This window comes from Desulfatiglans sp. (genome assembly GCA_012513605.1).
GTDB lineage: Bacteria > Desulfobacterota > DSM-4660 > Desulfatiglandales > HGW-15 > JAAZBV01.
In genome coordinates this window covers 66577-91082 of sequence record JAAZBV010000034.1, presented here as the reverse complement: position 1 = coordinate 91082, position 24506 = coordinate 66577, and the positions used below count along the sequence as shown (strand labels likewise).

The 24506-nt window shown below is 45.3% G+C and carries 22 protein-coding genes; 7 read left to right on the top strand and 15 right to left on the bottom strand.

The genetic code is table 11. The features are described from left to right. The first annotated feature begins 144 nt into the window (after nt 1–144). The 4 genes from GX654_04550 to GX654_04535 all read left to right on the top strand — a co-directional run bounded on the left by GX654_04550 (nt 145) and on the right by GX654_04535 (nt 5213). Nucleotides 145–591, top strand: a complete 447-nt coding sequence (locus tag GX654_04550) for an Hsp20/alpha crystallin family protein (GenBank protein NLD36121.1) — start codon at nt 145–147, stop codon at nt 589–591. A 38-nt stretch (nt 592–629) separates the two neighbouring features. Then, nucleotides 630–3107, top strand: coding sequence for an AAA family ATPase (locus GX654_04545; protein NLD36120.1), 2478 nt, complete (start codon nt 630–632; stop codon nt 3105–3107). A gap of 22 nt (nt 3108–3129) precedes the next feature. Continuing rightward, entirely contained in the window at nt 3130–4326 is a 1197-nt protein-coding gene (locus tag GX654_04540; GenBank protein NLD36119.1) for an NAD(P)/FAD-dependent oxidoreductase, read from the top strand. A 359-nt stretch (nt 4327–4685) separates the two neighbouring features. Next, nucleotides 4686–5213: a class I SAM-dependent methyltransferase gene (locus GX654_04535; GenBank protein NLD36118.1), complete on the top strand. Its 528-nt coding sequence runs from the start codon at nt 4686–4688 to the stop codon at nt 5211–5213. A gap of 25 nt (nt 5214–5238) precedes the next feature. On the opposite strand, the gene GX654_04530 is transcribed toward GX654_04535, so the two are convergent. After that, nucleotides 5239–5499, bottom strand: coding sequence for a DUF386 domain-containing protein (locus tag GX654_04530; protein ID NLD36117.1), 261 nt, complete (start codon nt 5497–5499; stop codon nt 5239–5241). 127 nt (nt 5500–5626) lie between these two features. On the opposite strand from GX654_04530, the gene GX654_04525 reads away from it, so the two are divergent. From GX654_04525 to moaA, 3 genes are read left to right on the top strand one after another with little or no spacing between them, the layout of a single operon-like run. Then, nucleotides 5627–6910 carry a class II fructose-bisphosphate aldolase gene (locus GX654_04525; GenBank protein NLD36116.1) on the top strand — a complete coding sequence of 428 codons (1284 nt, stop codon included), beginning with the start codon at nt 5627–5629 and terminating at the stop codon, nt 6908–6910. Next, nucleotides 6903–7940 carry an HD domain-containing protein gene (locus GX654_04520; GenBank protein NLD36115.1) on the top strand — a complete coding sequence of 346 codons (1038 nt, stop codon included), beginning with the start codon at nt 6903–6905 and terminating at the stop codon, nt 7938–7940. Before GX654_04525 ends, GX654_04520 begins: the two co-directional genes overlap by 8 nt. 29 nt (nt 7941–7969) lie before the next feature. Next, nucleotides 7970–8965: a GTP 3',8-cyclase MoaA gene (moaA, locus tag GX654_04515; protein ID NLD36114.1), complete on the top strand. Its 996-nt coding sequence runs from the start codon at nt 7970–7972 to the stop codon at nt 8963–8965. A 99-nt stretch (nt 8966–9064) separates the two neighbouring features. On the opposite strand, the gene GX654_04510 is transcribed toward moaA, so the two are convergent. From GX654_04510 to murD, 14 genes are all read right to left on the bottom strand, one after another. Then, nucleotides 9065–9652 (bottom strand): YihA family ribosome biogenesis GTP-binding protein, encoded by a 588-nt coding sequence (locus GX654_04510; GenBank protein ID NLD36113.1) that lies wholly within the window; start codon nt 9650–9652, stop codon nt 9065–9067. Then, nucleotides 9653–10798, bottom strand: coding sequence for a pyridoxal phosphate-dependent aminotransferase (locus GX654_04505; GenBank protein NLD36112.1), 1146 nt, complete (start codon nt 10796–10798; stop codon nt 9653–9655). 17 nt (nt 10799–10815) lie between these two features. After that, nucleotides 10816–11688, bottom strand: coding sequence for an ATP phosphoribosyltransferase (locus tag GX654_04500; protein NLD36111.1), 873 nt, complete (start codon nt 11686–11688; stop codon nt 10816–10818). Between the two features lie 85 nt (nt 11689–11773). Continuing rightward, nucleotides 11774–12157 carry a phosphoribosyl-AMP cyclohydrolase gene (hisI, locus tag GX654_04495; GenBank protein ID NLD36110.1) on the bottom strand — a complete coding sequence of 128 codons (384 nt, stop codon included), beginning with the start codon at nt 12155–12157 and terminating at the stop codon, nt 11774–11776. A gap of 80 nt (nt 12158–12237) precedes the next feature. Continuing rightward, nucleotides 12238–13272, bottom strand: a complete 1035-nt coding sequence (gene rlmN, locus GX654_04490) for a 23S rRNA (adenine(2503)-C(2))-methyltransferase RlmN (protein ID NLD36109.1) — start codon at nt 13270–13272, stop codon at nt 12238–12240. Between the two features lie 141 nt (nt 13273–13413). Next, nucleotides 13414–15162: a radical SAM protein gene (locus GX654_04485; protein ID NLD36108.1), complete on the bottom strand. Its 1749-nt coding sequence runs from the start codon at nt 15160–15162 to the stop codon at nt 13414–13416. Nucleotides 15163–15172: 10 nt separating this feature from the next. Then, entirely contained in the window at nt 15173–16417 is a 1245-nt protein-coding gene (gene ftsZ, locus GX654_04480) for a cell division protein FtsZ (protein NLD36107.1), read from the bottom strand. An 85-nt stretch (nt 16418–16502) separates the two neighbouring features. Then, on the bottom strand, nt 16503–17726 hold the full coding sequence (gene ftsA / locus GX654_04475; GenBank protein ID NLD36106.1) for a cell division protein FtsA: 1224 nt from the start codon (nt 17724–17726) through the stop codon (nt 16503–16505). Nucleotides 17727–17748: 22 nt separating this feature from the next. Then, the gene (locus tag GX654_04470) at nt 17749–18573 is read right to left on the bottom strand and encodes an FtsQ-type POTRA domain-containing protein (GenBank protein ID NLD36105.1); all 825 of its coding nucleotides are present in this window, start codon (nt 18571–18573) and stop codon (nt 17749–17751) included. Further along, on the bottom strand, nt 18570–19475 hold the full coding sequence (gene murB, locus GX654_04465; GenBank protein NLD36104.1) for a UDP-N-acetylmuramate dehydrogenase: 906 nt from the start codon (nt 19473–19475) through the stop codon (nt 18570–18572). The genes GX654_04470 and murB overlap by 4 nt, the downstream gene beginning before the upstream one ends. A 17-nt stretch (nt 19476–19492) precedes the next feature. Further along, on the bottom strand, nt 19493–20872 hold the full coding sequence (locus GX654_04460) for a UDP-N-acetylmuramate--L-alanine ligase (protein NLD36103.1): 1380 nt from the start codon (nt 20870–20872) through the stop codon (nt 19493–19495). 2 nt (nt 20873–20874) lie between these two features. Then, nucleotides 20875–21984, bottom strand: a complete 1110-nt coding sequence (murG, locus tag GX654_04455) for an undecaprenyldiphospho-muramoylpentapeptide beta-N-acetylglucosaminyltransferase (protein ID NLD36102.1) — start codon at nt 21982–21984, stop codon at nt 20875–20877. A gap of 66 nt (nt 21985–22050) precedes the next feature. Continuing rightward, on the bottom strand, nt 22051–23154 hold the full coding sequence (gene ftsW / locus GX654_04450) for a putative lipid II flippase FtsW (GenBank protein NLD36101.1): 1104 nt from the start codon (nt 23152–23154) through the stop codon (nt 22051–22053). After that, the gene (gene murD, locus GX654_04445; protein NLD36100.1) at nt 23147–24505 is read right to left on the bottom strand and encodes a UDP-N-acetylmuramoyl-L-alanine--D-glutamate ligase; all 1359 of its coding nucleotides are present in this window, start codon (nt 24503–24505) and stop codon (nt 23147–23149) included. Before murD ends, ftsW begins: the two co-directional genes overlap by 8 nt. Nucleotide 24506: the final 1 nt, after the last annotated feature.

Below are 24506 nucleotides of genomic sequence, written 5' to 3'. Positions count from 1 at the left end.
ACTTGGAGGATGGGGATGCTGATGTTAAAATGGCTTTAAAAAACATCATTGAGTCAAATATTGATTCACTCAAAACATGGGTGTATGGCCTTTATTTGGTCATATCCTGATACCCGTAAACCCTGCATAAAAAGGAGGGTGATAATGCCGGAGCTTGTGATCTGGAAAAAGAGGCAAATAAACAGGCTTAAGAAGGATATGGACAGTATGGTGGAAAGGATGCTTGTTGAGTTTCAACATCTTTCATCCGCTGGTGTCAGGCTGAAAAGGCCGGAGTATGACCTGGTTGAAACAGATAATGAGCTTATCTTAAGGGTCGATATGCCAGGTATTGATCCTGACAATATAGAAATAACCATAACAGGTAATCTCATATCCATAGATACCAGGGTAAATGAGGAGACAGTGCACAGTAATGAATCGCATCACGTGGTTGAAAAAAGGTCTGGCGCCTTTTCAAGGTCAATCCCTATCCACAGGAGGATATGTGTTTCAAAGGTAAGGGCCACATATGATAATGATGTTTTGCAGATTGTTATGCCCATGTATTCGGGAGAGGAAAAAAGGGGAGTCAGGGTAAGGCTCAGGTAAAGGGTTTTAATATTCAGGCAGGTTAAAATGGAGGGTATATGCCCGTAAGGAAAGCAGACAGGGAAGTTAAGGCAGAAGCGCTGAGATGGTCGCTTGATCTAAAGAAGCTTACATTTGAAACAACTGATGAGCTTGAACCATTAACTGAAATCATTGGCCAGAAGAGGGGGGTTGATGCATTCAGGTTTGGGGCAGGCATGAACCATGCCGGGTACAACATATTTGTAACAGGCCCAGCAGGCACAGGCAGGCTCGCCACAGTAAAAAAATTACTTCATGAGATATCGGACAAAAGCGGGAGGGTGCCTGATGATCTCTGTTATGTAAATAATTTTAAAACCCCTGATGAACCTGTCCTTATAAAATTCAAGGCAGGTCAGGGGAAAAGATACAAAAAGGATATACATAACCTCATAGAGACCCTTAAAAGGGAGGTTCCCCGCCTTTTTGAGGGGCAGGATTATATAAACAGAAAAAAAGAGATAATGGAGGAGTACGAAAGAAAGGGAAAGGGGTTTTTCAAGGAGCTGGATAAAAAGGTGAGGGATGAGGGGTTCACCCTTGTTGATGTCCAGATGGGGCAGGTAAAGAGACCGGAGGTGGCTCCCCTTGTTGATGGCCAGCCCACACATATTGACCAGGTGGAGCAGATGGTGGAGAAGGGCCGTTTCCCAAAAGAAGAGTTTGAGGAGATGAAGAAAAAATATGCTGTCCTGCGCAGTGAGATTGAGCAGATATTTATTGAACTCAGGGACCTTCAAAAGGAGATACAGCAGAATACAGAGGAGATGGACAGGGTGCTCTTTCTCAGCATGGCAAATGAACTGGTTTCATCCATTAAAGGCCGCTACAAGTCAAAAAAGGTGGAGACCTTTTTAAACGGCATAGTCGAGGATATGAGCGAGAATCTCCAGATATTCATGAGCGGCCAGCAGGAGACTTATCAAGGCATGCCTGTCATGGTCGCAAAGGGAAACCCCTTTGATATATATTATGTGAATCTGCTTGTTGATAACTCTGACCGGAAGGGGCTGCCTGTCATAGTGGAGAACAACCCCTCATACCAGAACCTGTTCGGGAGCATAGAGAGAGTTGTTGACAGGAGCGGCATATGGCGCACAGACTTTTCCAGGATCAGGGCAGGCTCCTTAATAAAGGCAAACGGTGGTTTTCTTGTCCTTAACCTGCTTGATGCTGCCAGGGAGCCAGGCGTATGGCCAGCATTAAAAAGGTCACTCAAAAATAAATCCATGCAGATAGAAACATATGACCCATTCTATTTCTTTACAACAACAGGGATAAAGCCTGAGCCTATAGATATGGAGGTAAAGGTGGTGCTGATCTCTGACAGTTACATCTATAACCTTCTAATGAGCCTTGATGAAGATATCCCAAAGATATTCAAGGTAAGGGCCGAGTTTGATACTGTCATGGATAAGGATGACAGGGCCATACAGCAGTTCGCTGAATTCATCCGAATGAAGACAAAGGAAGAAAAGCTGAAACCCTTTGACAGGGGCGCAGTTGCAGCCCTTGTTGAACAGGCAGTAAGGGAGGCGGGCAGGCAGGAGAAGATATCAACCGGTTTTCCTGTGATATCAGACATCATAAGGGAGGCGGATTACTGGGCAGGAAGGGATAAAAAGAAGAGAGTCCTGGCAGGCCATGTTGAAGAGGCCATAAACGCAAGGATTAACCGGACAAACATGATAGAGGAAAAGATACAGGAGCAGATAGACCGTGGCACGCTTCTGATAGATATTGACGGCACAAAGGTAGGCCAGGTAAACGGTCTTGCAGTATATAGCCTCGGAGATTATATGTTCGGGAAACCCTCAAAAATCACCGCCTCAACATCCATGGGCAGGGCAGGCATAATCAATATAGAAAGGGAGTCTGACATGTCAGGGAGCACCCATAACAAGGGGGTGCTCATCCTTGGCGGGTACCTGCGTGAAAAATATGCACAGGATAAGCCCCTTACAATAAGCGCCAGCATTGCCTTTGAGCAGTCATACGGGGGCGTTGATGGTGACAGCGCATCGTCAACAGAGGTTTATGCCATCCTTTCAAGCCTGGCAGGAGTGGCCATCAGGCAGGATATTGCAGTAACCGGGTCAGTTAACCAGAAGGGTGAGATCCAGCCCATAGGGGGAGTAAATCAGAAGATTGAAGGGTTCTTTGACTGCTGCAACAAAAGAGGTCTGACCGGCACACAGGGTGTAATGATCCCTGAGACAAATCTTAAAGACCTTATGCTCAGGAAGGATGTGATAGGGACGGTAAAAAAGGGTAAATTTCATGTCTATGCAGTTAATAACATAGATGAAGGGATCGAGATACTTACGGGTAAACCCGCAGGAGAGAAAAGGGCTGACGGGACATACCCTGAAGATACGATAAATTACCTCGTTAATGAAAAACTCGCGAACCTTGCAGAGGGGCTGAATAAATTCGGCAAGGAAGAAGAAGGAAGCAGGAAAAATACAACAAAAAAAGGGTCAGTGAAAAAATAACAATAAAATCCAGAGGAATATCATGACTCAATATCTGATTATAGGTAATGGTGTGGCAGGCACTACCGCTGCCGAGAATATCCGCAAATATGATAAAACATGTAATATTACCATCGTTACAGATGAAGCTCTCCCCTTTTATTACAGGCTCAGGCTGAATGAATATATAAGCGGGGAGATTGGGCAGGATCTGCTCATGGCAAAAAAGGGCTCATGGTACATGGATAACAATATAGGGCTTATGCTTGATACAAGGGTAACAGGGGCTGATCCTGTTATTAAGCATATTTTTACAGAGAGTGGTGAAACCATACCCTATGACAGGCTCCTTATTGCAACCGGGAGCCATTCATTTATACCGCCCATAAACGGGGCTCAGATAAAAGGGGTTTTTGCCATACGTGACATCAGGGATGCAGAAAGGATCATGGAGTATAGCCGTAATGTAAAAGAGGCGGTTGTTATCGGCGGAGGGCTCCTTGGCCTTGAGGCAGCCAATGCCTTGATAAAGATGGGGAAGAATGTAACGGTTGTGGAATTTGCCCCAAGGCTCCTTCCAAGACAGCTTGATATGGAGGGGGCACAGAGGCTGCAAATGATTATGGAAAAGATGGGCCTTTCATTCAGGCTTGATGCAAAGACCGAGGCTATAGAGGGGAATGGAATAATAAAGGCTGTACGCCTTGCTGGCGGAGAAACACTACCAGCACAGATGGTTATTATATCTGCCGGTGTCAGGCCAAATATGGAGCTCGCAAAGCATCTTGGTCTTGACTACGATAAAGGTATAAAGATAAACGGCCATCTGAGTACAAACAGGCTGGATATTTTTGCGGCCGGTGACTGCACGGAATTTAATGGCATCACATACGGCATCTGGCCTGCTGCAATGGAGCAGGGTAAGCTTGCCGGCGCAAATATGGCAGGTGAGGATATTGTTTATACCGGCACAACCATGTCAAACACACTCAAGGTTGTTGGTATTGATCTTGCCTCAAGCGGCAACATAGATGCGGATAACAAATATGAATCAAAGATAAAGATGGATGATAACTCCTATAAAAAGGTAGTATTGGAGGATGGCAGGATAATCGGGTGTATCATGCTGGGTGACACAAAGGTTTTTCCAAAAATAACAAGGCTGATTTCATCAAAGACAGATGTCTCAAAGTTCAAAAATAAGATACTTGATGAGGGGTTTGATTTTAGTAAAATATAAATTGTAAATACTGCTATGCATTGGCGTAAATACAATAGTGAAGATTTTCACCACGGAGTACACGGAGAGCACGGGAAAAACTTAAAAAAACTCCGTGACCTCCGTGTCCTTGTATGGTTGAAGTGACAGACTAAAATTGAACCGCAAAGACGCAAAGGGCGCTAAGAAAAACAAAATTTATTTATTGATAATATAATAAAAATATTTCTCCGTGTCCTCCGTGGTTAATCAAAATGATATATCTCATATGTCGTTTTATAAAGGTTCAACTGTAACTCACTCCCTGGATGGGAGAGGTCGAGAGAGGGTGGAAAAGACAGGTTTTTTCATTTTATCTTTCAAAAAAAAAGAGGTGACTAATGCATACCCACAGTAATACACCATCGGAATTCCTGGTTGAAAATATCCTTCTGCTCCCAAAGGGAAAGGCGCTTGATATAGCAATGGGAGAGGGCAGAAACTCCGTGTATCTGGCACAGATGGGCTTTGATGTTGAGGGGATAGATAACTCACAGGATGCTATCACTATGGCGAATGCCCTGGCCAAAGAAAAAGGTGTAAGAATAACCGCCCGCCTGATTGACCTGGAAAAGGACCCTTTTATCAAGGCCCATACCTATGATTGTATTATCTGTTTCAATTACCTCCAGAGGGCTCTATTCCCATTTATCAGAAACGGCCTTCGTAAAAACGGTGTTATAGTTTATGAGACCTATATTGTTGATCAGGCACAGTTCGGTAAACCAAAGAATCCTGACCACCTTCTTAACCATAATGAGCTCCTTGGGCTGTTCAGTGGGTTCAGGGTGCTCAGGTACCATGAGGGTATCATGGGAGAAGAAAAAGCGGTTGCCGGAATTGTGGCTCAAAAAATCACCCCTGGATAACACTTTTAAGAAATAAGTTACCGCCTTACTCGTCAACCGCAATTTTTATTACCACCTTATGGAGCACTCCATCACCGATAAGTGGCATATGGCTATCTTCTGGAAAAAAGATCACAAAATAACCCGCTCTTACAGGGATAAAGGCATCCGGCTCATCATTGAAAAAGCCTATGTCCTCATCCATGTCAAAACCTGATGCCGGGCTTTTACATCTTTTCAAGGGTTTCCACCCCATATTATCTGTTCCGGATATAACCAGCTGTATATCTATATATTTCTCCTTAATTAATCAATTGTGGACAATTGGTATCATAATATTATATTCTACCCGCGTTTTTATTAATATGCAGTTTTATGGCGGTTTAGTAAATTTATCAACAATATTCAAATATTAACTAAACACGGAGGATATAATGGCTGATCAGAGCAAGGCCTTTGAAAAGGCATTGGAGATAGGCAGGCCCCCAAACATAATAAAATTATTCCCAAACTCAAGGGCCCTTATTGTTAGCGGAAAGGTGATAGACAGGGCCTTAATAGCAAAGGGTAAGGCAATGACCATAGCGGCAAATGGAAGGAGCCTTCCTGTAATAGTCGGCACCCTCATGGCTGCACAGAAGGCAAATGCTGCGGTCATCATTGAGATTGCAAAGTCTGAAGGCGGCTCAAGCTCATATTGCGCCGTAACCTTCTGGAACCTGGCCAGGTTTGTGGATGATATATGTAATGAACTTAATATTACGATACCTGTAGCCATCCATGCAGACCATTACGGGATAAAATCGGCCAAGGACGTAGAGATCGCAAAGACAGAGATACCAAGCATGTTTGACGCTGGTATGACATCCATAGCCATTGATGCATCCCATATGCCCGATGATGAAAATCTGCTGGCAAATATTATCCTTAACCCATATATCCCCGGATGGGCCGGTTATGAGACAGAGGTGGGTGAGATCAAGGGCAAGGAGGGGCTTTCAACTGTTTCCGAGGCAAGGTTTCTTATCCAGGGGCTGAACGCACACGGGATTTCACCTGACTGGATTGCTCTTAATAACGGCACAACACACGGCATAGAGGCAAGCGATGCGGGTATACAGGTGGGTTTAACAGCCGATATCCACAAGGCGCTTGCTCCATATAAAATATCAGGGGCGCAGCACGGCACATCAGGCAATAACTCTGACAGGCTCAGGAAAATAGCGGCTGAAACCGCAACCACAAAGGCAAATGTTGCCACTGCCCTCCAGATGATATCATGGGGCGTAAAAGTAAATGAATATGGGAATGCCTTTCTGGATGAAAACAGGGAGTTCGTGAAGGTACCTACAGAGGGCCTGTCCAAGGAACTCTGGAATGAGATGGTTGAATATGCAAAGTCCAAGTCGTTAAAGGCCGGGGACTATAAAAAGTTGAATCTCCCATTTGAAAACAAGATACTTGGCCAGGCAAAGGAGTACAGGGAGAGAATGGCAAAGGGCGTTGAGGCATTTGTATATGATCTTCTGGTAAATGTCTTTAACGCAAAGGATACAGCGCCCCTTGCAATAGATGCCATTATAAAGGCCGGGTCATACGACCTGGGGCCAAAGGCAAAACCCATAGAAAACCCTGCTGAATGGACAGAGGAAAAGATCAGGAGGCGTGCAGCAGAAATCTCCTCATCCAAAGGCCCTGAGGGAAATTTTGATGACTAATGAGGAAAAGCAGGTGACCCCAATAGATGATCACCTCTGGGTTCAGGATATTAAAGAGAATACCCCTGTAAATGATATCTACATGGTCAGGGTAAAAAAGGCGGGTCAGGCCAAGACAGGTTCAACATTTTTAAGCCTGACCCTCTCTGATAAAACAGGTGATATAGAGGCCAGGGTATGGGATAACGCAGAGGCGTTTTCTGCCCTTTTCAGGGAGGGAGACGCTATTGCTGTTTCAGGCAAGGCGGTGTTATACAGAAACCAGGTGCAGCTCACATTAACAGGGCTGACTCCAGCCAAATGTGATGACCCTTCCATCTTTCTTGAGGCCACACCCAATGACCCACTTGGCATGATCAAGGAGCTTAAGGTGATCGTCCGGGGTATAAAAAACCCTGACATGAGGGATCTGATAAACTCATTCCTCTCTGATCACATTTTTATAACAAGGTTCAGAGAGGCCCCTGCTGCCAAGAATTTCCATCACAGTTATATCGGTGGGCTGCTTGAGCATACACTCTCGGTGTGCCGTATGGTTAAACAGGTATGCATGGAGTATCCTGAGCTGGACTCAGACCTGCTTATAACAGGGGCATTCCTCCATGACATAGGTAAGATCCGGGAATTTACCTTTGAAAAGGTGGTGGATTATTCTGATGAGGGGAGACTCCTTGGCCACCTCGTCATGGGAGTACTAATGCTTGAGGAAAAGCTGGCAATGTTAAAAAGATTCCCGGCTGAGACCGCACTTTACCTCAAGCACATGATATTGAGCCACCATGGTGAGTATGAGTTTGGCTCACCCAAAAAACCCAAATTTGTAGAGGCCTTTGTCCTGCATTTTGTAGATGACCTTGACGCAAAGATTAACGGCATAGCAAGGATCATTGCAAAGGACAAGACCGAGGGGTCATGGACAGAGTTTAACAGGATGTTTGAGCGGTATCTCCTGAAGGAGAGGATAAAGCCGCCAGCGGATGAATCAGCGCCTCAGCCACCGCATGTTGGCAGGCAGGGGACATTATTTTAAAATTGTAATTTACAGGTTTTAAAGATTTTATGAATAAAATAATGATGGTTGACAGCAACAACCGGAAAATAAACTACCTCAGACTTTCCATTACAGACCGGTGCAATCTCAGATGTATGTACTGCATGCCCGAAGAGGGTATTGAATTCTTACCACATGAAAATATCCTTTCTTATGAAGAGATATTAAGGATTGTTCGGCTTGCCACCTACAGGGGCATCCGCAAGGTGAGGCTTACAGGTGGAGAACCACTTGTCCGTAAGGGCTTTACTGATTTTTTAAAAGACATGAGTAAAATAAAGGACCTTGAAGAGATATCTATCACCACCAACGGCGTGCTCTTAAAACAATATGCTGCCGAGATCAAGGCATGCGGCGTAACCAGGCTCAATATAAGCCTTGATTCACTCAAGCCTGAAAAGTTTAAAAGGATAACAGGCCGTGATTATTTTCACCAGGTATGGGAAGGTATCCAGATGGCGGAAAGGCTCGGCTTTTCACCCATAAAGCTGAATGTTGTTGCCATAAAGGGTGTTAATGATGATGAGATAGAGGATTTTGGCAGGCTTACCCTTGAAAAGCCTTACCACATCAGGTTTATAGAGCACATGCCCATAGGGGGCAACAACTGGAACTCTGAAAAATTCCTCTCAATACTAGAGATATACGAGAGGCTCCAGAATGTCGGCCCTCTTGTATCCATAGAAAGAAGAAACAGCCTGGACGGCCCTGCACAGCGGTATAAAATAGAAAATGCAAAGGGTGAGATAGGGCTTATAGGAGCCTTAAGCAACCACTTCTGCGCTGTATGTAACCGTCTGAGGCTCACTGCAGACGGCCATTTGAGAAGCTGCCTCTTTTCAGAGACCGAGATAGATGCAATGCCCCTGTTAAGAGAAGGGAAGAGCGATGAGGAGATACTTGCTCTTATAGAAAAGGCAATCCATGAAAAACCTGAAAAGCATAACCTTAAAAACCAGGGGCAGAGGAGCTGTACAAGGCAGATGTCAAGTATAGGAGGCTGATGAGTTTTATTCAATAGGCCACTCGTTTATCTCTATGAATCCTGATAAATTCTGGCTCTGGCAAACTGGGATGGAAAAGATTCGTTTTAACAAAAATAATTAGCGTTCATTTGAGGTTAAAATACCCTCTATCCTTTTCCATATCTCATCTCTTCCCTCACGTGTCTGTGCGGAGAAGAGTATGGGTTTATCAATATTCAACGCTGAGAGAGACCCTTCAAGTATCCTTGTCCTTGTATCCCTCTCTTTGCGGTTAAGCTTATCCACCTTGGTTAAAACCGGGATAACGCCCCTTCTATATTCAGTAAGCCAGTTTATGAGGTTAGTGTCATCCTCTGACAGTTCACGCCTTATATCCATGATCACAATAACCGCCTTGAGGTTTTCACGGCTCTCAAGGTATGTTTCAACCATCCTGCCCCATGATGCCTTTATATTAAGTGGCACCTTTGCAAAACCGTAACCGGGCAGGTCAACAAAACAGAGGTTGTTGCCAATATTAAAAAAATTGAGGGCCTGCGTCCTTCCCGGAGTAGAGCTTGTTCTGGCGAGTTTGTTCCTGTTAACAAGGACATTAATAAGCGAGGACTTGCCTACATTTGATTTTCCGGCAAATGCGATCTCAGGCCTTTCAGGTGGCGGATAATGGCCCTTTTCAAAGGCGCTTTTTATAAATGATACATCCATCTATCTTTCCTCAAGGTATTTTTCAAGCCGGTCAAGGCCGGCGATTATGTTATCCATTGAGTTGGCATATGAAAACCTGAGATAGCCTTCGCCATTTTTGCCAAAATCAATGCCAGGCGTTATACCTACCCCTGCCTTTTCAAGTATATCAAATGCGAGCCTGTATGAGTCATCAGATATATGCCTGGCATTCACAAAAACATAGAATGCCCCCCTTGGCTCAACCTGAATCGTAAAACCCAGCTTTCTTAGCCGCTTTATCATATAAACCCGCCTCTCATTATATACAGACCTCATCTGTTCTATCTCATTATCTGCATTTGTCAGGGCTGCAATCCCTGCCCACTGTGCAATGCTGCTCGCTGATATGTAGAAATTCTGCTGGATCTTCTGGATTGGTCGCACAAACTCCGGCGGCACTATGGCATAGCCCAGCCGCCACCCTGTCATAGCATGAAGCTTTGAAAAGCCGTTTACCACAAAGGCCCTGTCTGTGTACTCAAGTATGCTGTGCTCTATTTCCCCATATACAAGCCCGTGATATATCTCGTCCGATATTATCATTGGCCCTAACCCTGCTATTTCTTCCATCCTTTCCGGTGAGAGGAGCGTGCCTGTTGGGTTTGAGGGGCTGTTAATCAGTATAGCCTTTGTCTTTGCTGTTATCCTTTTCCTGATCTCAGAGGGCCTGTACTGAAAGCCCTCCTCTTCAAAGACATCTACAAAGCAGGGTGCAGCCTTAAGAAACAGGGCAAAATTGGGGTAACATGGGTAATGGGGGTTTGATATGATTATCTCATCACCCTGATCAAGCAATGCAGAGTAGATCATGAACAGTGCCGGTGATGTGCCTGAACTCACCACTACCCTGCCAGGGTCTACCTCCACACCATATTTTTTGTAATAATGCTCGCAGATAGCCCTCCTCAGATCGAGAAGGCCTAAGCTGTGGGTATAGTGGGTCTCCTCCCTTTTTATTGCCTCTATTGCCGCCTCGGAAATGGGGGGAGGGGTAGCAAAGTCAGGCTCCCCTACCTCAAGGTGGATGATTTCCATACCCTCCTGCTCAAGCTCATGGGCACGTTCAAGCACATCCATGACGATAAAAGAAGATATATTCTGAGAACGTCCTGAAACTTTAGTCATGGAGGGCCTGCTTATATCTAAATAACCTTGTTCAGGGGATATTCTATTATACCCTCAGCACCGGCCTTGATGAGCTGTGGAATAAGGTCCCTAACCACCTTTGAATCCACCACTGTTTCAACTGATGTCCATGTGGATTTATAGAGGTGTGCGACTGTGGGCGCATTCAGGCTCGGGAGAAGACTTATAACACTTTCAAGCTTTTCTTCAGGTACATTCATCTTGATCCCCACCATCTTTTCTGCCCTTAATGCCCCCTTAAGCAGGAGTATTATCTGACCGATCTTTTCCTTTTTCCATTCATCCTTACAGGACTCTTTATTCGCGATAAGCTGGGTGTTTGACCTCATAAGCTCATGAATTATCTTCAGGCCATGTGCCTTGATGGTGCTGCCTGTCTCTGTTACCTCTACAATGGCATCAGCAAGCCCTGATACCACCTTTGCCTCTGTGGCGCCCCATGAAAACTCTACATGGACATCTATGTCTCTTTCCTTGAAATATTTCTTTGTGAAATTCACCAGTTCAGTAGATATCTTTTTGCCCTGGAGGTCCTTTAATTCCTTTATGCCTGAATCGTTCGGCACTGCGAGCACCCATCTCGCCGGGTTCTGGCTTACCTTGCTGTAGACAAGGTCATCCACCACCACCACGTCCGATTCATTCTCCATTGTCCAGTCAAGACCGGTAAGCCCTGCGTCGATCGCACCACTCTCCACATAACGTGACATCTCCTGTGCGCGACAGATGGTGCACTCAATTGTATCATCATTGATAGCAGGGAAATAACTCCTGCCATCCACGTTTATCCTCCAGCCTGATTTTTCAAACAGGCTAAGTGTTGAATTTTGAAGGCTCCCCTTGGGAATACCCAATTTTAATTTTTTCATTTTTGATTTCCTCTCAAATTTTAAACAAATGCTTTCGGCTTTGAGCTTTGAGCCTTCAGCTTAGATCATTGAGCATATGTTTTTATTATTTTTTCCCATACACCTTTTCAGGGTCAAATATCTTATCGCCAACAATGGTTACCTCGCCCTTATTATCTATCTTCTGGTAAAAGCAGCTCTCACGGCCCGTATGACATGCTGCCTGGCCGATCTGATCCACCACAAACAGAACAGTGTCATTATCACAGTCTGCATATATCTCTTTTATCTTCTGGACATTACCGGATGTGCCACCCTTGTGCCAAAGCTCGCTTCTTGACCTGCTCCAGTAATGTACCTCGCCTGTTTCAAGGCTCTTTTTCCAAGAATCCTCATTAATATAGGCCAGCATAAGCACCTTTCCTGTCCTGTAATCCTGGGCAATTGCCGGAAGCAATCCGCTTCCCTTTGTAAAATCAAGTTTTATCATCATTTTTTTCCTTTTAAAGCATATTCTATCCTGCCTGACAGCAGGGTGGGTACCTTAACATATTGAAATTTAAAAGCAAGTTAAAATTGGGTTAGCTCTTTTGCGCTCAGCTGGCCGCAGGCCGCAAGTATATCCTGGCCCTTGCTCTTTCTTATGATAACTGTGTACTGATTTTCCGCAAGAATATCCTGAAACCTGACCATCTCATCCCATGATGGGGCGCACATGGAGGGGTCCGGGCCGGGGTTAAGGGGGATAAGGTTGATCTTGGCCCTTACACCCCTTAAAAGCTTAGCCACCTTAAGTGCGTCTCCCGGGCTGTCATTAACCCCATTGATAAGGATATATTCAAAGGTGATCATCTTCCTGTTTGGAAGCGGAAACTGTTTACACGCAGCGATAAGGCTTTTAAGGTTGTATGTCTTGTTAATGGGCATAATGCGGTTTCTGGTCTCATCATCCCCGGCATTAAGGGATACAGCAAGGTTGACAGGAGAATCCTTACCAAGCCTTATTATATTGGGGACGATACCGGAGGTGGAAAGGGTAATCTTTCTGTGTGAAAAGCTGATTGTATTCTGATCTATCAGATTATTTATGGCGGTAACTACCGCATCATAATTGGCAAGGGGCTCACCCATGCCCATGAGTACGATGTTTGTGAGTTTATCAGGGTCAGCCATCCCTCTCTGTGTCTCGATAACCTGTTCGATGATCTCCCCTGCGGTAAGGTTCCTTTTTAACCCCTGACGCGCTGTATGACAGAATGTGCAACCCATTGCGCATCCCACCTGGGATGAGATGCACAGGGTGAAATGATCTTTTTCCGGTATAAGCACTGACTCTATCAGGCTGCCATCATCAAGTTTAAAAAGATACTTCTCTGTGGTATCCTCTGATACGAGTGTTTTGATCTTTCCGATACGTGTGATAAAGGCCGTTTCCTTTAACCTCTCCCGGATTGCGATGGAGACATTTGTCATCTCATCAAAGGAGGTGGCCATCCTCTGGAAAAGCCACTGCCTTATCTGACCTGCCCTGTAGGGCTCAAGGCCAACCCCTTTGACCCATTCAATGGTCTCGTTAGCAGAGAGAGACTTTAAATCAGTCTTCATTTTATCCTGTATACCTTCTTTCATATTCCTCAGTATTGACTGTAATTTCACCCGATATTTACCTATTAATTATATAATGTCAATCAGGGTATGATTACTATGAGAGGGTATATTTTAACGGATATGGACTAACCTGAGAAATTACCTTTCACATACCCCGCACCTAATGCAATTACCCGGATCACATATTGCCGACTCTGTCTCCTTAAGCGCGAGTTTGTATTCCTCGATAAGGGACCTCTTCTTGATACCATGATCGATAAAATCCCAGGGGAGTATCTCATCGAGGTTTCTTGGCCTGTTCACAAAGAAGTCTGCATTCAATTCTGAATCACGAAAGGCCTTTGTAAAGTCATCCCCATATCCATGTGCCTTTTTTAGAATAGCCCCTGCCCTTCTATCCCCCATGGATAGAAGCGTCTGAAGGTATGCCCACTTTGGCACATCAAAGGTTACAGTTACTCCGCCCTCCTTTGAAAGGCTCTTTTTAAGGAACCTCTGCTTTTCCTTGAGGCTGTTCATATCCTCCATAGGGAACCACTGAAAGGGTGTAAAGGGTTTTGGTATAAAGCAGTTGACACTTAAGCGTATCTGGCCTATCTCTCCTCTGGCCTTAGACTCACTCACCATGGAGTGTTTTATCTTTTTAATGAGATCATAAATGGCTGCCACATCATCCATTGTCTCTGTCGGCAGCCCTATTAAAAAATACAGTCTGAGTGAAAATTTGCCAACCCTTGCAATGAGCCTGACAGCATTAGTGATCTGTTCATGTGTAAGGTGCTTGTTGATTACCCTCCTGAGCCTTTCAGAGCCTGCTTCTGGAGCTATAGCAATATGCTTCTGCCCAGCCTTTTTAAGGAGTATAAGCATCTCTTCATTCAGGAGATCTGCCCTTAGGGAGGAGAGAGAAAATGTCTTGCCGCAGGCCAGTATCTTTTCAGCTATATTTGTTATACCAGGCGTATCAAGGACAGAGGCGCTAAGTAATCCAATCTCGCCGCATCCAAAAGAGGATTCATCAATGGAAGCAATCACCTTTTTTGCATCCTGATATCTTGGCGGCCTGTACACAAACCCTGCTGCACAAAAGCGGCATGACCTGCCGCAGCCCCTGCCAAGCTCAACAAGGAGCTTATCAGCAAATTCTGTTGAATCTGAAATTATTGTTGAACTGTTTACAGTGAGATCAGCCTTACCAGTTACAGCAGAGCTTATCCTGTCTGGGATTCCGTGAATCAATGGGCCTCTTGAAGTTATTGTGCCCTCTGAATCATAATCAACATGATAGAGGGATGGGACATATATGCTCCCCATACCTTTAGCGAGGTTTTGAAGAAGCTCTTTTCTTGAACTCCCCCTGCCCGCTACCCCTTTAAAAAGATCAATAAACGGGTTAAGGTTTTCCTCTGCCTCGCCAAGCAGAAAAAAATCTATATAATCTGAAATAGGCTCAGGGTTTAAAAAGGTTGTTACCCCCCCTGCCATGACAAGGGGAGATGATTCATCCCGCTCTTCACTTTTTAATGGGATATGGGCCAGATCAAGTATATTAAGTATATTGGGATAGTCATTCTCAAAGGAGATGGAAAAGGCTATCAGGTCAAAACGAGAAAGGAGCGCCCTGGATTCCATGGAAATCAGGCCGCTTCCTGCCCTCGGGTGGAGGGACAATTCCGTATCCTCAGGCAGAAAGACCCTTTCTGCTACTACATCATCTCTGTCGTTTAACAGCCTGTAAACAATTTGGAATCCCAGGTTGGACATGCCCACATAATATCTGTTGGGGTAAACAAGGGCGAATGAAATCTTCCCCCCCCATTCCTTTTTAATTGCCCCCAACTCACGGGCAGGTTTCCCATTACTCAAATGGGCAGAACTACCTGGCATCTTGTTATCTTTAATCCGCCTTTACCCTTAGAAAGGCAGGGTAGTCAAGGTCATCCTTGAAAAAGACCTTTTTAAAAATCCCCTTTTTATGCGGCATAACAGGCTCCTCTTCCTGTTTTATTGCTATCTTCTCCTCAGCTACCGCCTTTCTCTGGTATGCAGGGATATCATATTCATCTATCTCTTCACCATTCACCTTCACCGTCCAGTTATCCTTTGCCTCTTCAGCAGTGAGGTCTCTTACTGCCCCCAGACCGCCCATTGAGCCCAGTCTCACCACCTTTTTATAGGTATCCTTGTCTATTCCGGTGGCAATTACCGTGATCTGGACCTCATCGCCCATGTCTTCATCAAAGACAATACCCCAGACTATCTCAGCATCATCTGCCACCTCACCCTTGATATAATTGCTTGCGAGGTCTATCTCCTCCATTGTGATATCAGGTGACGCTGTGATATTCATCAGAAGACCCTTTGCGCCGCTCACAGATATATCTTCAAGGAGCGGGCTGTTAATAGCCTGCTGTGCCGCCTCGGACGCACGGTTTTCTCCCCTTGCCCTGCCCGTGCCCATTATCGCAGTCCCCATCTCAGACATCACCTTTTTCACATCGGCAAAATCAAGGTTAATAAAGCCGTTACTCATAATAAGATCCGATATGCCCTTTACTGCATTTAAAAGGACCTCGTCCGCCTTGGCAATCAAGTCTCTGAACATTGCGCCTTTTTCCCCTATTGCCTTAAGCCTTTCATTGGGGATTATTATAAGGGTATCGACATCCTTCTTGAGTTTATCAATGCCCATCAGGGCACGGTTCATCCTCTTATCCCCTTCAAACTTGAACGGTTTTGTGACAACCGCTACCGTAAGCGCCCCGCTCTCCTTGCATTCCCTTGCAATTATCGGCGCTGCGCCAGTACCGGTGCCACCGCCCATGCCTGCGGTTATAAAAATCATGTCTGCACCACTGACCCATTCCCTGATGTCATTAATGCTTTCTTCAGCCGCCTGTTTTCCTACCTCAGGGTCCGCCCCTGCGCCCAAGCCCCTTGTAATACCGGCGCCGAGCTGGAGCCTGTTAGGGCAAAGAGACCTCTCAAGGTCCTGGCTGTCGGTATTGGCAGCAATAAAGTCAACTCCCTTCAGTTGAGAGGATATCATATTGTTTATTGCATTCCCGCCACCTCCACCGATGCCGATTACCTTGATTTTGGCATCATAGGTTTCCTTTCTGTCAACAAATTCAAACCTCATAGTGTCCCTCCTTATTGTTGGCCTCAACTGGCCGTTACTAAAACTATTCCACCAAGCTTCATATTGCTGCATAATTCTATCTCTTTTAAATTACATCCTTGAACCACTTCTTCATTCGATCTACAACCTTTGCAAAAATATTGGTATCTCTAATCCGAAATTTTTTATTGCTGCTGGTCTGCTTTGCCCCGTAAAGAACAAGCCCCACAGCAGTCGCATACATGGGCTTATTTACCACCTCAACCAGCCCGCCCACCTTGTCAGGATAGCCGATCCTGCATGGCACATTGAATATCTGCTCAGCCAGTTCAGTCACACCCTGAAGCTCTGATGAGCCCCCTGTTATAACAACGCCCGAATTGATTGAATCATCAAATCCTGACCTTATCAACTCACTCTGTATAAGTGAAAAAATCTCCTCAAGCCTAGGCTCAAGGATCTCTCCAAGAAACTGTCTGGGGAGTGTCCTGGGCCCCCTGCCGCCAACGCCAGGCACCTCAATAATCTCATCGCTTCCGATCATTGAGGTGAGAGCGCAACCATATTTCATCTTGATCTTTTCCGCTTCAACTGTAGGGGTTCTGATGCCTATTGAGATATCATATGTAAGGTTGTCACCGCCAAGGGCAAGCACCGAGGTATGCTTGATTGATCCCCTTGAAAAAACGGCCATATCTGTGGTTCCCCCTCCAAAGTCAATAAGGGCTGTTCCCAGATTACGCTCTTCATTTGTCAGCACTGCTTCACTGCTTGCTATTGATTGCAGTACTATGTCATGGACATCCAGACCTGCCCTGTTTGCGCATTTGATAATATTCTGAGCGGATGTGACTGCCCCTGTCACAATATGAATCTTTGCCTCCATCCTGACACCTGACATCCCAAGGGGGTCCATGATCCCATCCTGCTCGTCAACAATAAACTCCTGTTCAAGGATATGAATTACCTCCCTGTCCATGGGTATTGCAACAGCGCTTGCAGCCTCAATGACCCTTTCTATATCCTTTTTTGTGACCTCACGCTCTTTTAAGGCTATTACCCCGTGGCTGTTAAAGCCCTTTATATGCCCGCCGGCTATCCCCGCATACACAGAGCTGATTTCGCACCCGGCCATTGTTTCAGCCTCTTCTATGGCCTCTTTGATGGATTGCACGGTTTTTTCAATATTTATGACAACACCCTTTCTCAACCCCTCAGAAGGATGGGTGCCAACCCCTATTATCTCAATTTCATCGTTGACAATCTCGCCGACAACAGCGCATATTTTTGTTGTCCCTATGTCCAGACCTACTATTATCTTTCCCGGCATTCTCTTAATTCCTGTAATATTGTTAACCCGCATCCCTGAATGATACCACAGCACCCTTTGTATAATTCAGGTCTATAGCCTTTACCATCTCTATCCGGCCTGTTTCCTTAAGATGACCCAGTATCTTCTTCAGCTCTATCTTTTTTTCATCAAATTCACTGCATCCCATCTTCAGCACCAGAGGCATTGATATGGAGTAAAGTGAAACCTTTTCACCATCTTCAAAATGCAACTCACTCAATTCTTCCTTTGACCATGCGCCCTTTTCCATTTCAAATGCTGAAAGTATTTCCACTGCGAGCTTCAGATAATGGTCCCGCCTGCTGCTCTTTGGACTTATACCGGTTATTACCGGGAAATCCTTGTTATCATTGTACGTAATCTCCTTGAAGGGCAGCCCCTCCCTGTTTAAATAATAGAGGCTGTCCAGCACCAGTATCGCATAGGGGTTCTCCTTTTCTGCCCGGACCAGTAAGAGGTTCGGGAAGCTCTTTTCGAGCTCGACCCTTTTTATCCAGGGGTGCTCTTCCATCTTCCTTTTTATATCCGTGAGATCTATTGTTAATAGACATAACTCACTGTCCAGATTTGATATCTCAATTAGCTCCCGCTTTGTTTTTTCATCCACCCCGGAGATTCTGACCTCCTCAAGCCTTACATAGGGAGAGGTAATCAGATACTGATAAAGATAGATAAAAAAAACGCTAATGGATACAGCAACCATGCACAGGCCAAATATCTTCGTGGACATTATGGCGAGCGCCTTGAATGCCCTGAAGATTACAGAGTAGTCCTTGGGCCGTCTTCTACTGACAGCCTGTTTGGACAATATGACCTTTTTTTTCATTGACCAACCACCCTGACCTCTGTTTCAAGCACTATACCTGAATCCTCTTTTACCCTTTTCCTTGCAGCCTCTATTAGCGCAAGGATATCTGATGCCTTCGCATCACCCATGTTAACTATAAAATTTGCATGCTTCCGGGAAATCATGGCGCCCCCTATTTTAAACCCCTTCAACCCGCTTGCCTCAATAAGCCTCGCCGCAAAGTCCCCCTGGGGATTTTTAAACACTGACCCGCAGTTTGGCATATCAAGGGGCTGACTTGCCCTGCGCATGCTCAAATTTTTCTCCACCCTTTCCTTTATCTGCGCCCGTTCATCATTTCTCAACTTTATCGTGACACTGTATATTACCGACCTTTCCGGTACAGAACTCCCTCTGTATGAAAAATTTATTCCAGAGCCAAAAAGCTCCTCAGCAATACCTGATGATGTAACAATGCCTATCTTTTCTATATAATCGCCTGTTTCTTTACCATACGCACCTGCATTCATCATGACAGCGCCCCCTATTGTACCGGGGACACCCGCCAGAAATTCCATGTCTGAAAGCCCCTCCTGAATACAGTATTTAATAAGCTCCCTGTTTGATACTCCTCCTCCTGCTGTCACCAGATTACCGCTCCTGCCTCTGATATTTGCAAGTTCCCCCTTAAGAATCAGGACTGCCCCTTTTATACCCTGATCCATGACAAGGAGGTTACTTCCCTTTCCTATTGCCATACAGTTGATCGATTCCCTGTTCAGGAAACCCATAACCGCTGTAAGCAGCGCAAGACTATTTATAAAACACAATGCCTCAGCCCTTCCCCCTGCCCTGAGCGTGCTGTATGAGGCCATCTCAGCATCAAAAATCACAGAATCATTTAATATTTCAAGAAGCGCCGACTTCTGCCTGTTATTCATGACACTGCCTTTTTGTCTTATCTCATTGCCTCGAGCAGGCCATCACCCACTTTATAAACATCCCCCGCGCCAAGAGTAATAACCCTGTCACCGGGCTTCACCATCTCCTTTAACAGTGAAAGGGCATGATCATGATTATTAACCAGATACACCTCCTTATGGCCATGCTCCTTTATACCTTTATACAGCCATTCGGAATCAACGCCTTCTATGGGTATTTCGCTTGCTGCATAAATCGGCTCAATAATAAGCACATCCGAGTGATTAAAGCTGATTACAAACCTGTCATAGAGCTCCTTTGTCCTTGTGTATCTGTGGGGCTGGAAGAGGACTATCACCCTGTTCTCAGGCCATGACTCCCTCGCAGCCTCAAGGGTTGCCATAATTTCTGTCGGATGATGGCCGTAATCGTCTATCACCATCACATTATTTTCTTCGCCCTTTTTCTGGAACCTTCTTGCAAGCCCTCCGAGATCGGACAGCCCCTTTTTAATATGATCAAGTTCTATATTAAGCTCCAGGCCTACGCCTACAGCAGCAAGGGCATTGAGAACACTGTGTGTTCCCGGCATCCCGACTGTTATACGGCCCAGGCTTTGACCTTTATTGATCACCTCAAAATCAGAGCTGAACGTATGCCTGATGATATCATTTGCGCGCAGATCAGCCTGTGAAGTAAGCCCATATGTCATATAGCGTTTTTTCAGCCTTGGAATAATGTTCTGAATCTCCTCATTATCAAGACACAGGATCGCTGCACCATAAAAGGGTATCTTATTTATAAAACTGACAAATGTGTTTCTGATGGCATCCATATCGCCATAATGATCCATGTGTTCACGGTCTATATTTGTGACAACGGCAATCGTGGGTGAAAGTATCATGAATGACCCATCACTTTCGTCAGACTCTGCAACTAGTATGTCACCCTGGCCGAGCTTGGCATTGGAGCCCCCCCATATGTCAAGCCTGCCACCTATAAGCACTGTCGGATCAAGCCCGGCAGCAGTAACAATAGAGGCAACCATAGATGTTGTTGTTGTCTTGCCGTGTGCTCCTGCAATGGCAACGCCGTATTTGAGCCGCATCAGCTCCGCAAGCATCTCTGCCCTCTGTATGACAGGGATATATCTTCCACCTGCGGCAATTATTTCAGGATTCTCAGGGGAGACGGCTGATGAATAGACAACAACGTCAGCACCTTCAATATTTTTTTCATCATGGCCTATAAAAACCTTGCCTCCAAGTTTGGCAATCCTTCCGGATGCGGCTGAATCCCTGAGATCACTTCCACTTACTTTATATCCAAGATTAAGAAGGAGCTCAGCAATACCGCTCATGCCGATACCGCCTACCCCTACAAAGTGTATATGTTTTGTCTTTTCAAAAGTCTTCATGATTATCCCTGATTTTTACCAATCAGTTTGCACATCTCATCCACAATATCCCTTGCCGCACCAGGCCTTGCCTGCCTTTTACAACTCTCACCCATCCTTATTAATAAACCCCTGTCATTATTGAATCCCATTATCTTTTCTGCCAGCATCTTTCCATCAGCCCCCTGCTGGTTCAGCATAACTGCGCCACCAGATCTCACAAGGGCCATTGCATTTGATTCCTGGTGATTGTTCGCTGAACCCGGAAGGGGAATCAGGATAGATGGCCTGCCCATTGCCGCGAGTTCAAATATGGTCCCTGCACCTGCCCTTCCTATGAATATATCAGCCTGCTCATATGCATCCCTAATGTTATCTATAAAGGGTGTTATCAACCCCTCTAAGCCCCGCTTTATGTATTCATTTTGAACCCTTTCATAATCTCTGTGCCCTGTGTGATGTATCACCCCTGGTAATATCCCCTTATCTTTCATCACGGCAAGGGCATCAAGAAAAAGGGTGTTTACCGCCACAGCCCCCTGGCTACCCCCTGTTACAAATATGGTCAAGGTTCCCTTTTCAGTCGCAAGAGGTTTTGCCCCTTCTTTAAAAACATCCCGGACAGGGTTTCCTGTCAGCAATATTGTCCCTGAAGAAAAATACTGTCTGCTCTCTTCAAAGGATATAAACACCCTGTCTGCTATCCTGCTCAGGAGCCTGTTTGTAACCCCCGGATAGGAATTCTGTTCATGTATCACAACAGGTATTCCCATTAGTCTTCCCGCGAGGCACAAAGGCCCTGAAGAGTAACCGCCGACTCCAAGGATTATATCAGGAGATACCCTTCTTATAATGCTCAGTGACTGAAAAAGGCTCAGGGGCAGTTTAAACAAGGCCATCAATGTTTCCAGCATCCCCTTTCCCTTGATACCTTTAACTGTAAGGCCTTCCTGCCTGAACCCCGCCCTTTCAAGTATTCGTGTTTCAAGCTCCTTTCCTGCTGTTACAAAGAGAATATCTGTCCCTGGATACCTGTTCCTGAACTCATTACCAACTGCTATCCCAGGGAACAGATGCCCGCCGGTACCTCCCCCGGCTATTATAACTTTAAACCTTTTCTCTCCTGTTTCTATTTCTCTCTTGCTCCCTGTCTTCTAGACCATAACCTTACACCGTATACCGAACACCGCATATCCTTTTCATTTTCTTGCCGATATGCTCATCAAAATTCCCACACCCGCCATATTGACAAGAAGTGATGAACCCCCATAGCTTAAAAATGGCAGGGTCAGCCCCTTTGTCGGTAATAAACCCATTACTACCCCCATGTTTATTATTACCTGGAGCCCCATCAATATGGTTACTCCCAAAGCAAGGTAACTGCTGTACAGATCAGGGGCATCAAGTGCTATCTTCAAACCCCTTATTATCAGTATTAAAAAAAGCATTATGATAAAAGCAATGCCCACCAGTCCAAGCTCCTCTGCAAGTATACTGAGTATGAAATCAGTATGAGACTCAGGCAGATAAAGAAGCTTTTGCTTGCTGTTTCCAAGGCCGACACCCAGTAACCCGCCTGAGCCAAAGGCTAGAAAGGAGTGAATAATCTGGAACCCGAAACCCTGCGGGTCTTCCCATGGTTTAAGGTAGGCCATGAGACGGTTTATCCTGTACAGCTCATGTGTAATAAGATAATAAACAGCCGGGGCAGAAACAATGACAATGGAAATAAGGTGAAAGATATTCATCCCTGCAACAAACATCAGAATAATCATCCAGGAGCCTATGATTACCGTTGTTCCAAGATCAGGCTGGATCAGTATAAGGGACATAAATGCCCCGGCAACCATCAGATGAGGAAGGAGCCCCTTGGTGAAGCTTGACATGTAATCTGCCTTTTTGGACATGGAATAGGCCATATAAAAAGCAAGAGACAATTTGACCAGTTCTGATGGCTGAAGCACAAGGGGGCCGAGCTTGATCCACCTCTGTGCTCCGCCAACCTTTTTCCCGATCCCCGGAATAAACACCATAACAAGCAATATAAAACAGATAAAGAGGAGCGGATATACAAGGCATTTATATTTCTCAACAGGGATATTCTTGATTATGAAGAGAAGAAAAAATCCGATGAGCACAAAAGAGCCCTGTTTTGCCAGGAAAAAATTACTGTCCTGATACCTGTGTGCAGCAAGAAATGAGCTTGAGCTGTAAATGGCTACAAGCCCCATCCCCAGAAGAACTATTGTGGGGATAAGGATAAAGAAATCATATCCTCCTGCTGTGTTTTTTCTTTTACTCATTTTTTAACTCTTCCACCTTTTCCCTGAATACCATGCCCCTGTGGCTGTAGTCAGTAAACATGTCAAAGCTTGAACAGGCAGGGGCAAGAAGCACCACATCTCCCTTTACAGCTGCCCCGAATGCCTTTTTTACTGCCGCCCCCATATCCTCTGCATACTCGTAAGGGATTTTACCCTTAAAGGCATCACCCAGCATGAAACGCGCCTCACCTAAAAAGACACCTCTTTTTACACGCTGTTTTGATGCAATTACCAGGGGTTCATACTCCCCGCCCTTGTGGACCCCTCCTGCTATCAGTATTATTGGCCTGTCAAATACCTCGATGGACTTGATAGCCGCATCCACATTAGTTGCCTTTGAATCATCATAAAAATCTACGCCTGATAATTCTGCCACATGCTCTATCCTGTGATGGAGCCCTTTAAATTCAAGTATGGTTTCCTGAATACACTCTTTATCAATGCCAGCGCACAGTGCAACAAGCACAACACCCATAAGGTTGCTCAGGTTATGCGCCCCGGGGAGTTTAAACCCATCAAGGCTGAAAGAGGCTTCACTCTTTCCAGGAATAGAGGCTATAAGCATGTTTTCTTCTATGTATGCATTAGATCTGTCAGACCTCTTTAATCCATACCTGAGCACTGTCACATCATTACCAGGCTTGAAATCATGAAGCAGGGGATCATCGTCATTCAATATGGCATACTGCCCCTTACCCTGATTTTTTGTAATGCTCTGTTTCGACCTTGCATAGGCATCAAAACTCTCATATCTGTCAAGGTGGTCAGGGGTTATGTTCAATATCAGGGAGACAAAGGGGTTGAACCTCTCTGCCGTATCAAGCTGAAAACTGCTCACCTCAACAAGGACAAAGTCGGATTTTACCCCCTCTGAAACATATTCCATAAGAGGTACCCCTATGTTACCGCCTGCAAAAAGGGACCGCCCTGACCTCTTTATTATCTCTTCTATAAGACTCACGGTTGTGGTCTTTCCATTTGTACCGGTTACAGCCAGGATAGGGGAATCAACAAGCCTGGAAGCCATCTCAAACTCCCCTGAAATGGGGATACCCTTTTCCCTGGCCGCAGCAAGGGGTTTAATATTAAGGGGCACACCCGGGCTTACGATAATCATGTCCGCGCTTAAGAAGGTCGATGTATTGTGACCGCCAATCTCAAGTTTAATACCCGAACCCCTGACCTCTTTAAGAATATCTGTGTCAAGGGCGCTTTCAGGTTTTATGTCACCTATCGTGACATTCGCACCCCTCTTTATAAGACACCTGGCCGTGGCAAGGCCTGATTTGCCAAAACCTACGACCAGGATTTTTTTATTCTTAAATTCCATA

Bases quoted from the DNA above. Each gene is read 5' to 3' on its own strand.
- rlmN (NLD36109.1), bottom strand. From the start codon at position 13,272: ATGAAGACTGATTTAAAGTCTCTCTCTGCTAACGAGACCATTGAATGG.
- GX654_04485 (NLD36108.1), bottom strand. From the start codon at position 15,162: ATGCCAGGTAGTTCTGCCCATTTGAGTAATGGGAAACCTGCCCGTGAG.
- GX654_04525 (NLD36116.1), top strand. From the start codon at position 5,627: ATGGCTGATCAGAGCAAGGCCTTTGAAAAGGCATTGGAGATAGGCAGG.
- GX654_04520 (NLD36115.1), top strand. From the start codon at position 6,903: ATGACTAATGAGGAAAAGCAGGTGACCCCAATAGATGATCACCTCTGG.
- GX654_04470 (NLD36105.1), bottom strand. From the start codon at position 18,573: ATGAAAAAAAAGGTCATATTGTCCAAACAGGCTGTCAGTAGAAGACGG.
- GX654_04545 (NLD36120.1), top strand. From the start codon at position 630: ATGCCCGTAAGGAAAGCAGACAGGGAAGTTAAGGCAGAAGCGCTGAGA.
- GX654_04510 (NLD36113.1), bottom strand. From the start codon at position 9,652: ATGGATGTATCATTTATAAAAAGCGCCTTTGAAAAGGGCCATTATCCG.
- ftsZ (NLD36107.1), bottom strand. From the start codon at position 16,417: ATGAGGTTTGAATTTGTTGACAGAAAGGAAACCTATGATGCCAAAATC.
- murB (NLD36104.1), bottom strand. From the start codon at position 19,475: ATGAATAACAGGCAGAAGTCGGCGCTTCTTGAAATATTAAATGATTCT.
- GX654_04540 (NLD36119.1), top strand. From the start codon at position 3,130: ATGACTCAATATCTGATTATAGGTAATGGTGTGGCAGGCACTACCGCT.
- GX654_04500 (NLD36111.1), bottom strand. From the start codon at position 11,688: ATGAAAAAATTAAAATTGGGTATTCCCAAGGGGAGCCTTCAAAATTCA.
- ftsW (NLD36101.1), bottom strand. From the start codon at position 23,154: ATGAGTAAAAGAAAAAACACAGCAGGAGGATATGATTTCTTTATCCTT.
- GX654_04535 (NLD36118.1), top strand. From the start codon at position 4,686: ATGCATACCCACAGTAATACACCATCGGAATTCCTGGTTGAAAATATC.
- GX654_04505 (NLD36112.1), bottom strand. From the start codon at position 10,798: ATGACTAAAGTTTCAGGACGTTCTCAGAATATATCTTCTTTTATCGTC.
- murD (NLD36100.1), bottom strand. From the start codon at position 24,505: ATGGAATTTAAGAATAAAAAAATCCTGGTCGTAGGTTTTGGCAAATCA.
- GX654_04550 (NLD36121.1), top strand. From the start codon at position 145: ATGCCGGAGCTTGTGATCTGGAAAAAGAGGCAAATAAACAGGCTTAAG.
- hisI (NLD36110.1), bottom strand. From the start codon at position 12,157: ATGATAAAACTTGATTTTACAAAGGGAAGCGGATTGCTTCCGGCAATT.
- GX654_04460 (NLD36103.1), bottom strand. From the start codon at position 20,872: ATGAAGACTTTTGAAAAGACAAAACATATACACTTTGTAGGGGTAGGC.
- ftsA (NLD36106.1), bottom strand. From the start codon at position 17,726: ATGCCGGGAAAGATAATAGTAGGTCTGGACATAGGGACAACAAAAATA.
- moaA (NLD36114.1), top strand. From the start codon at position 7,970: ATGAATAAAATAATGATGGTTGACAGCAACAACCGGAAAATAAACTAC.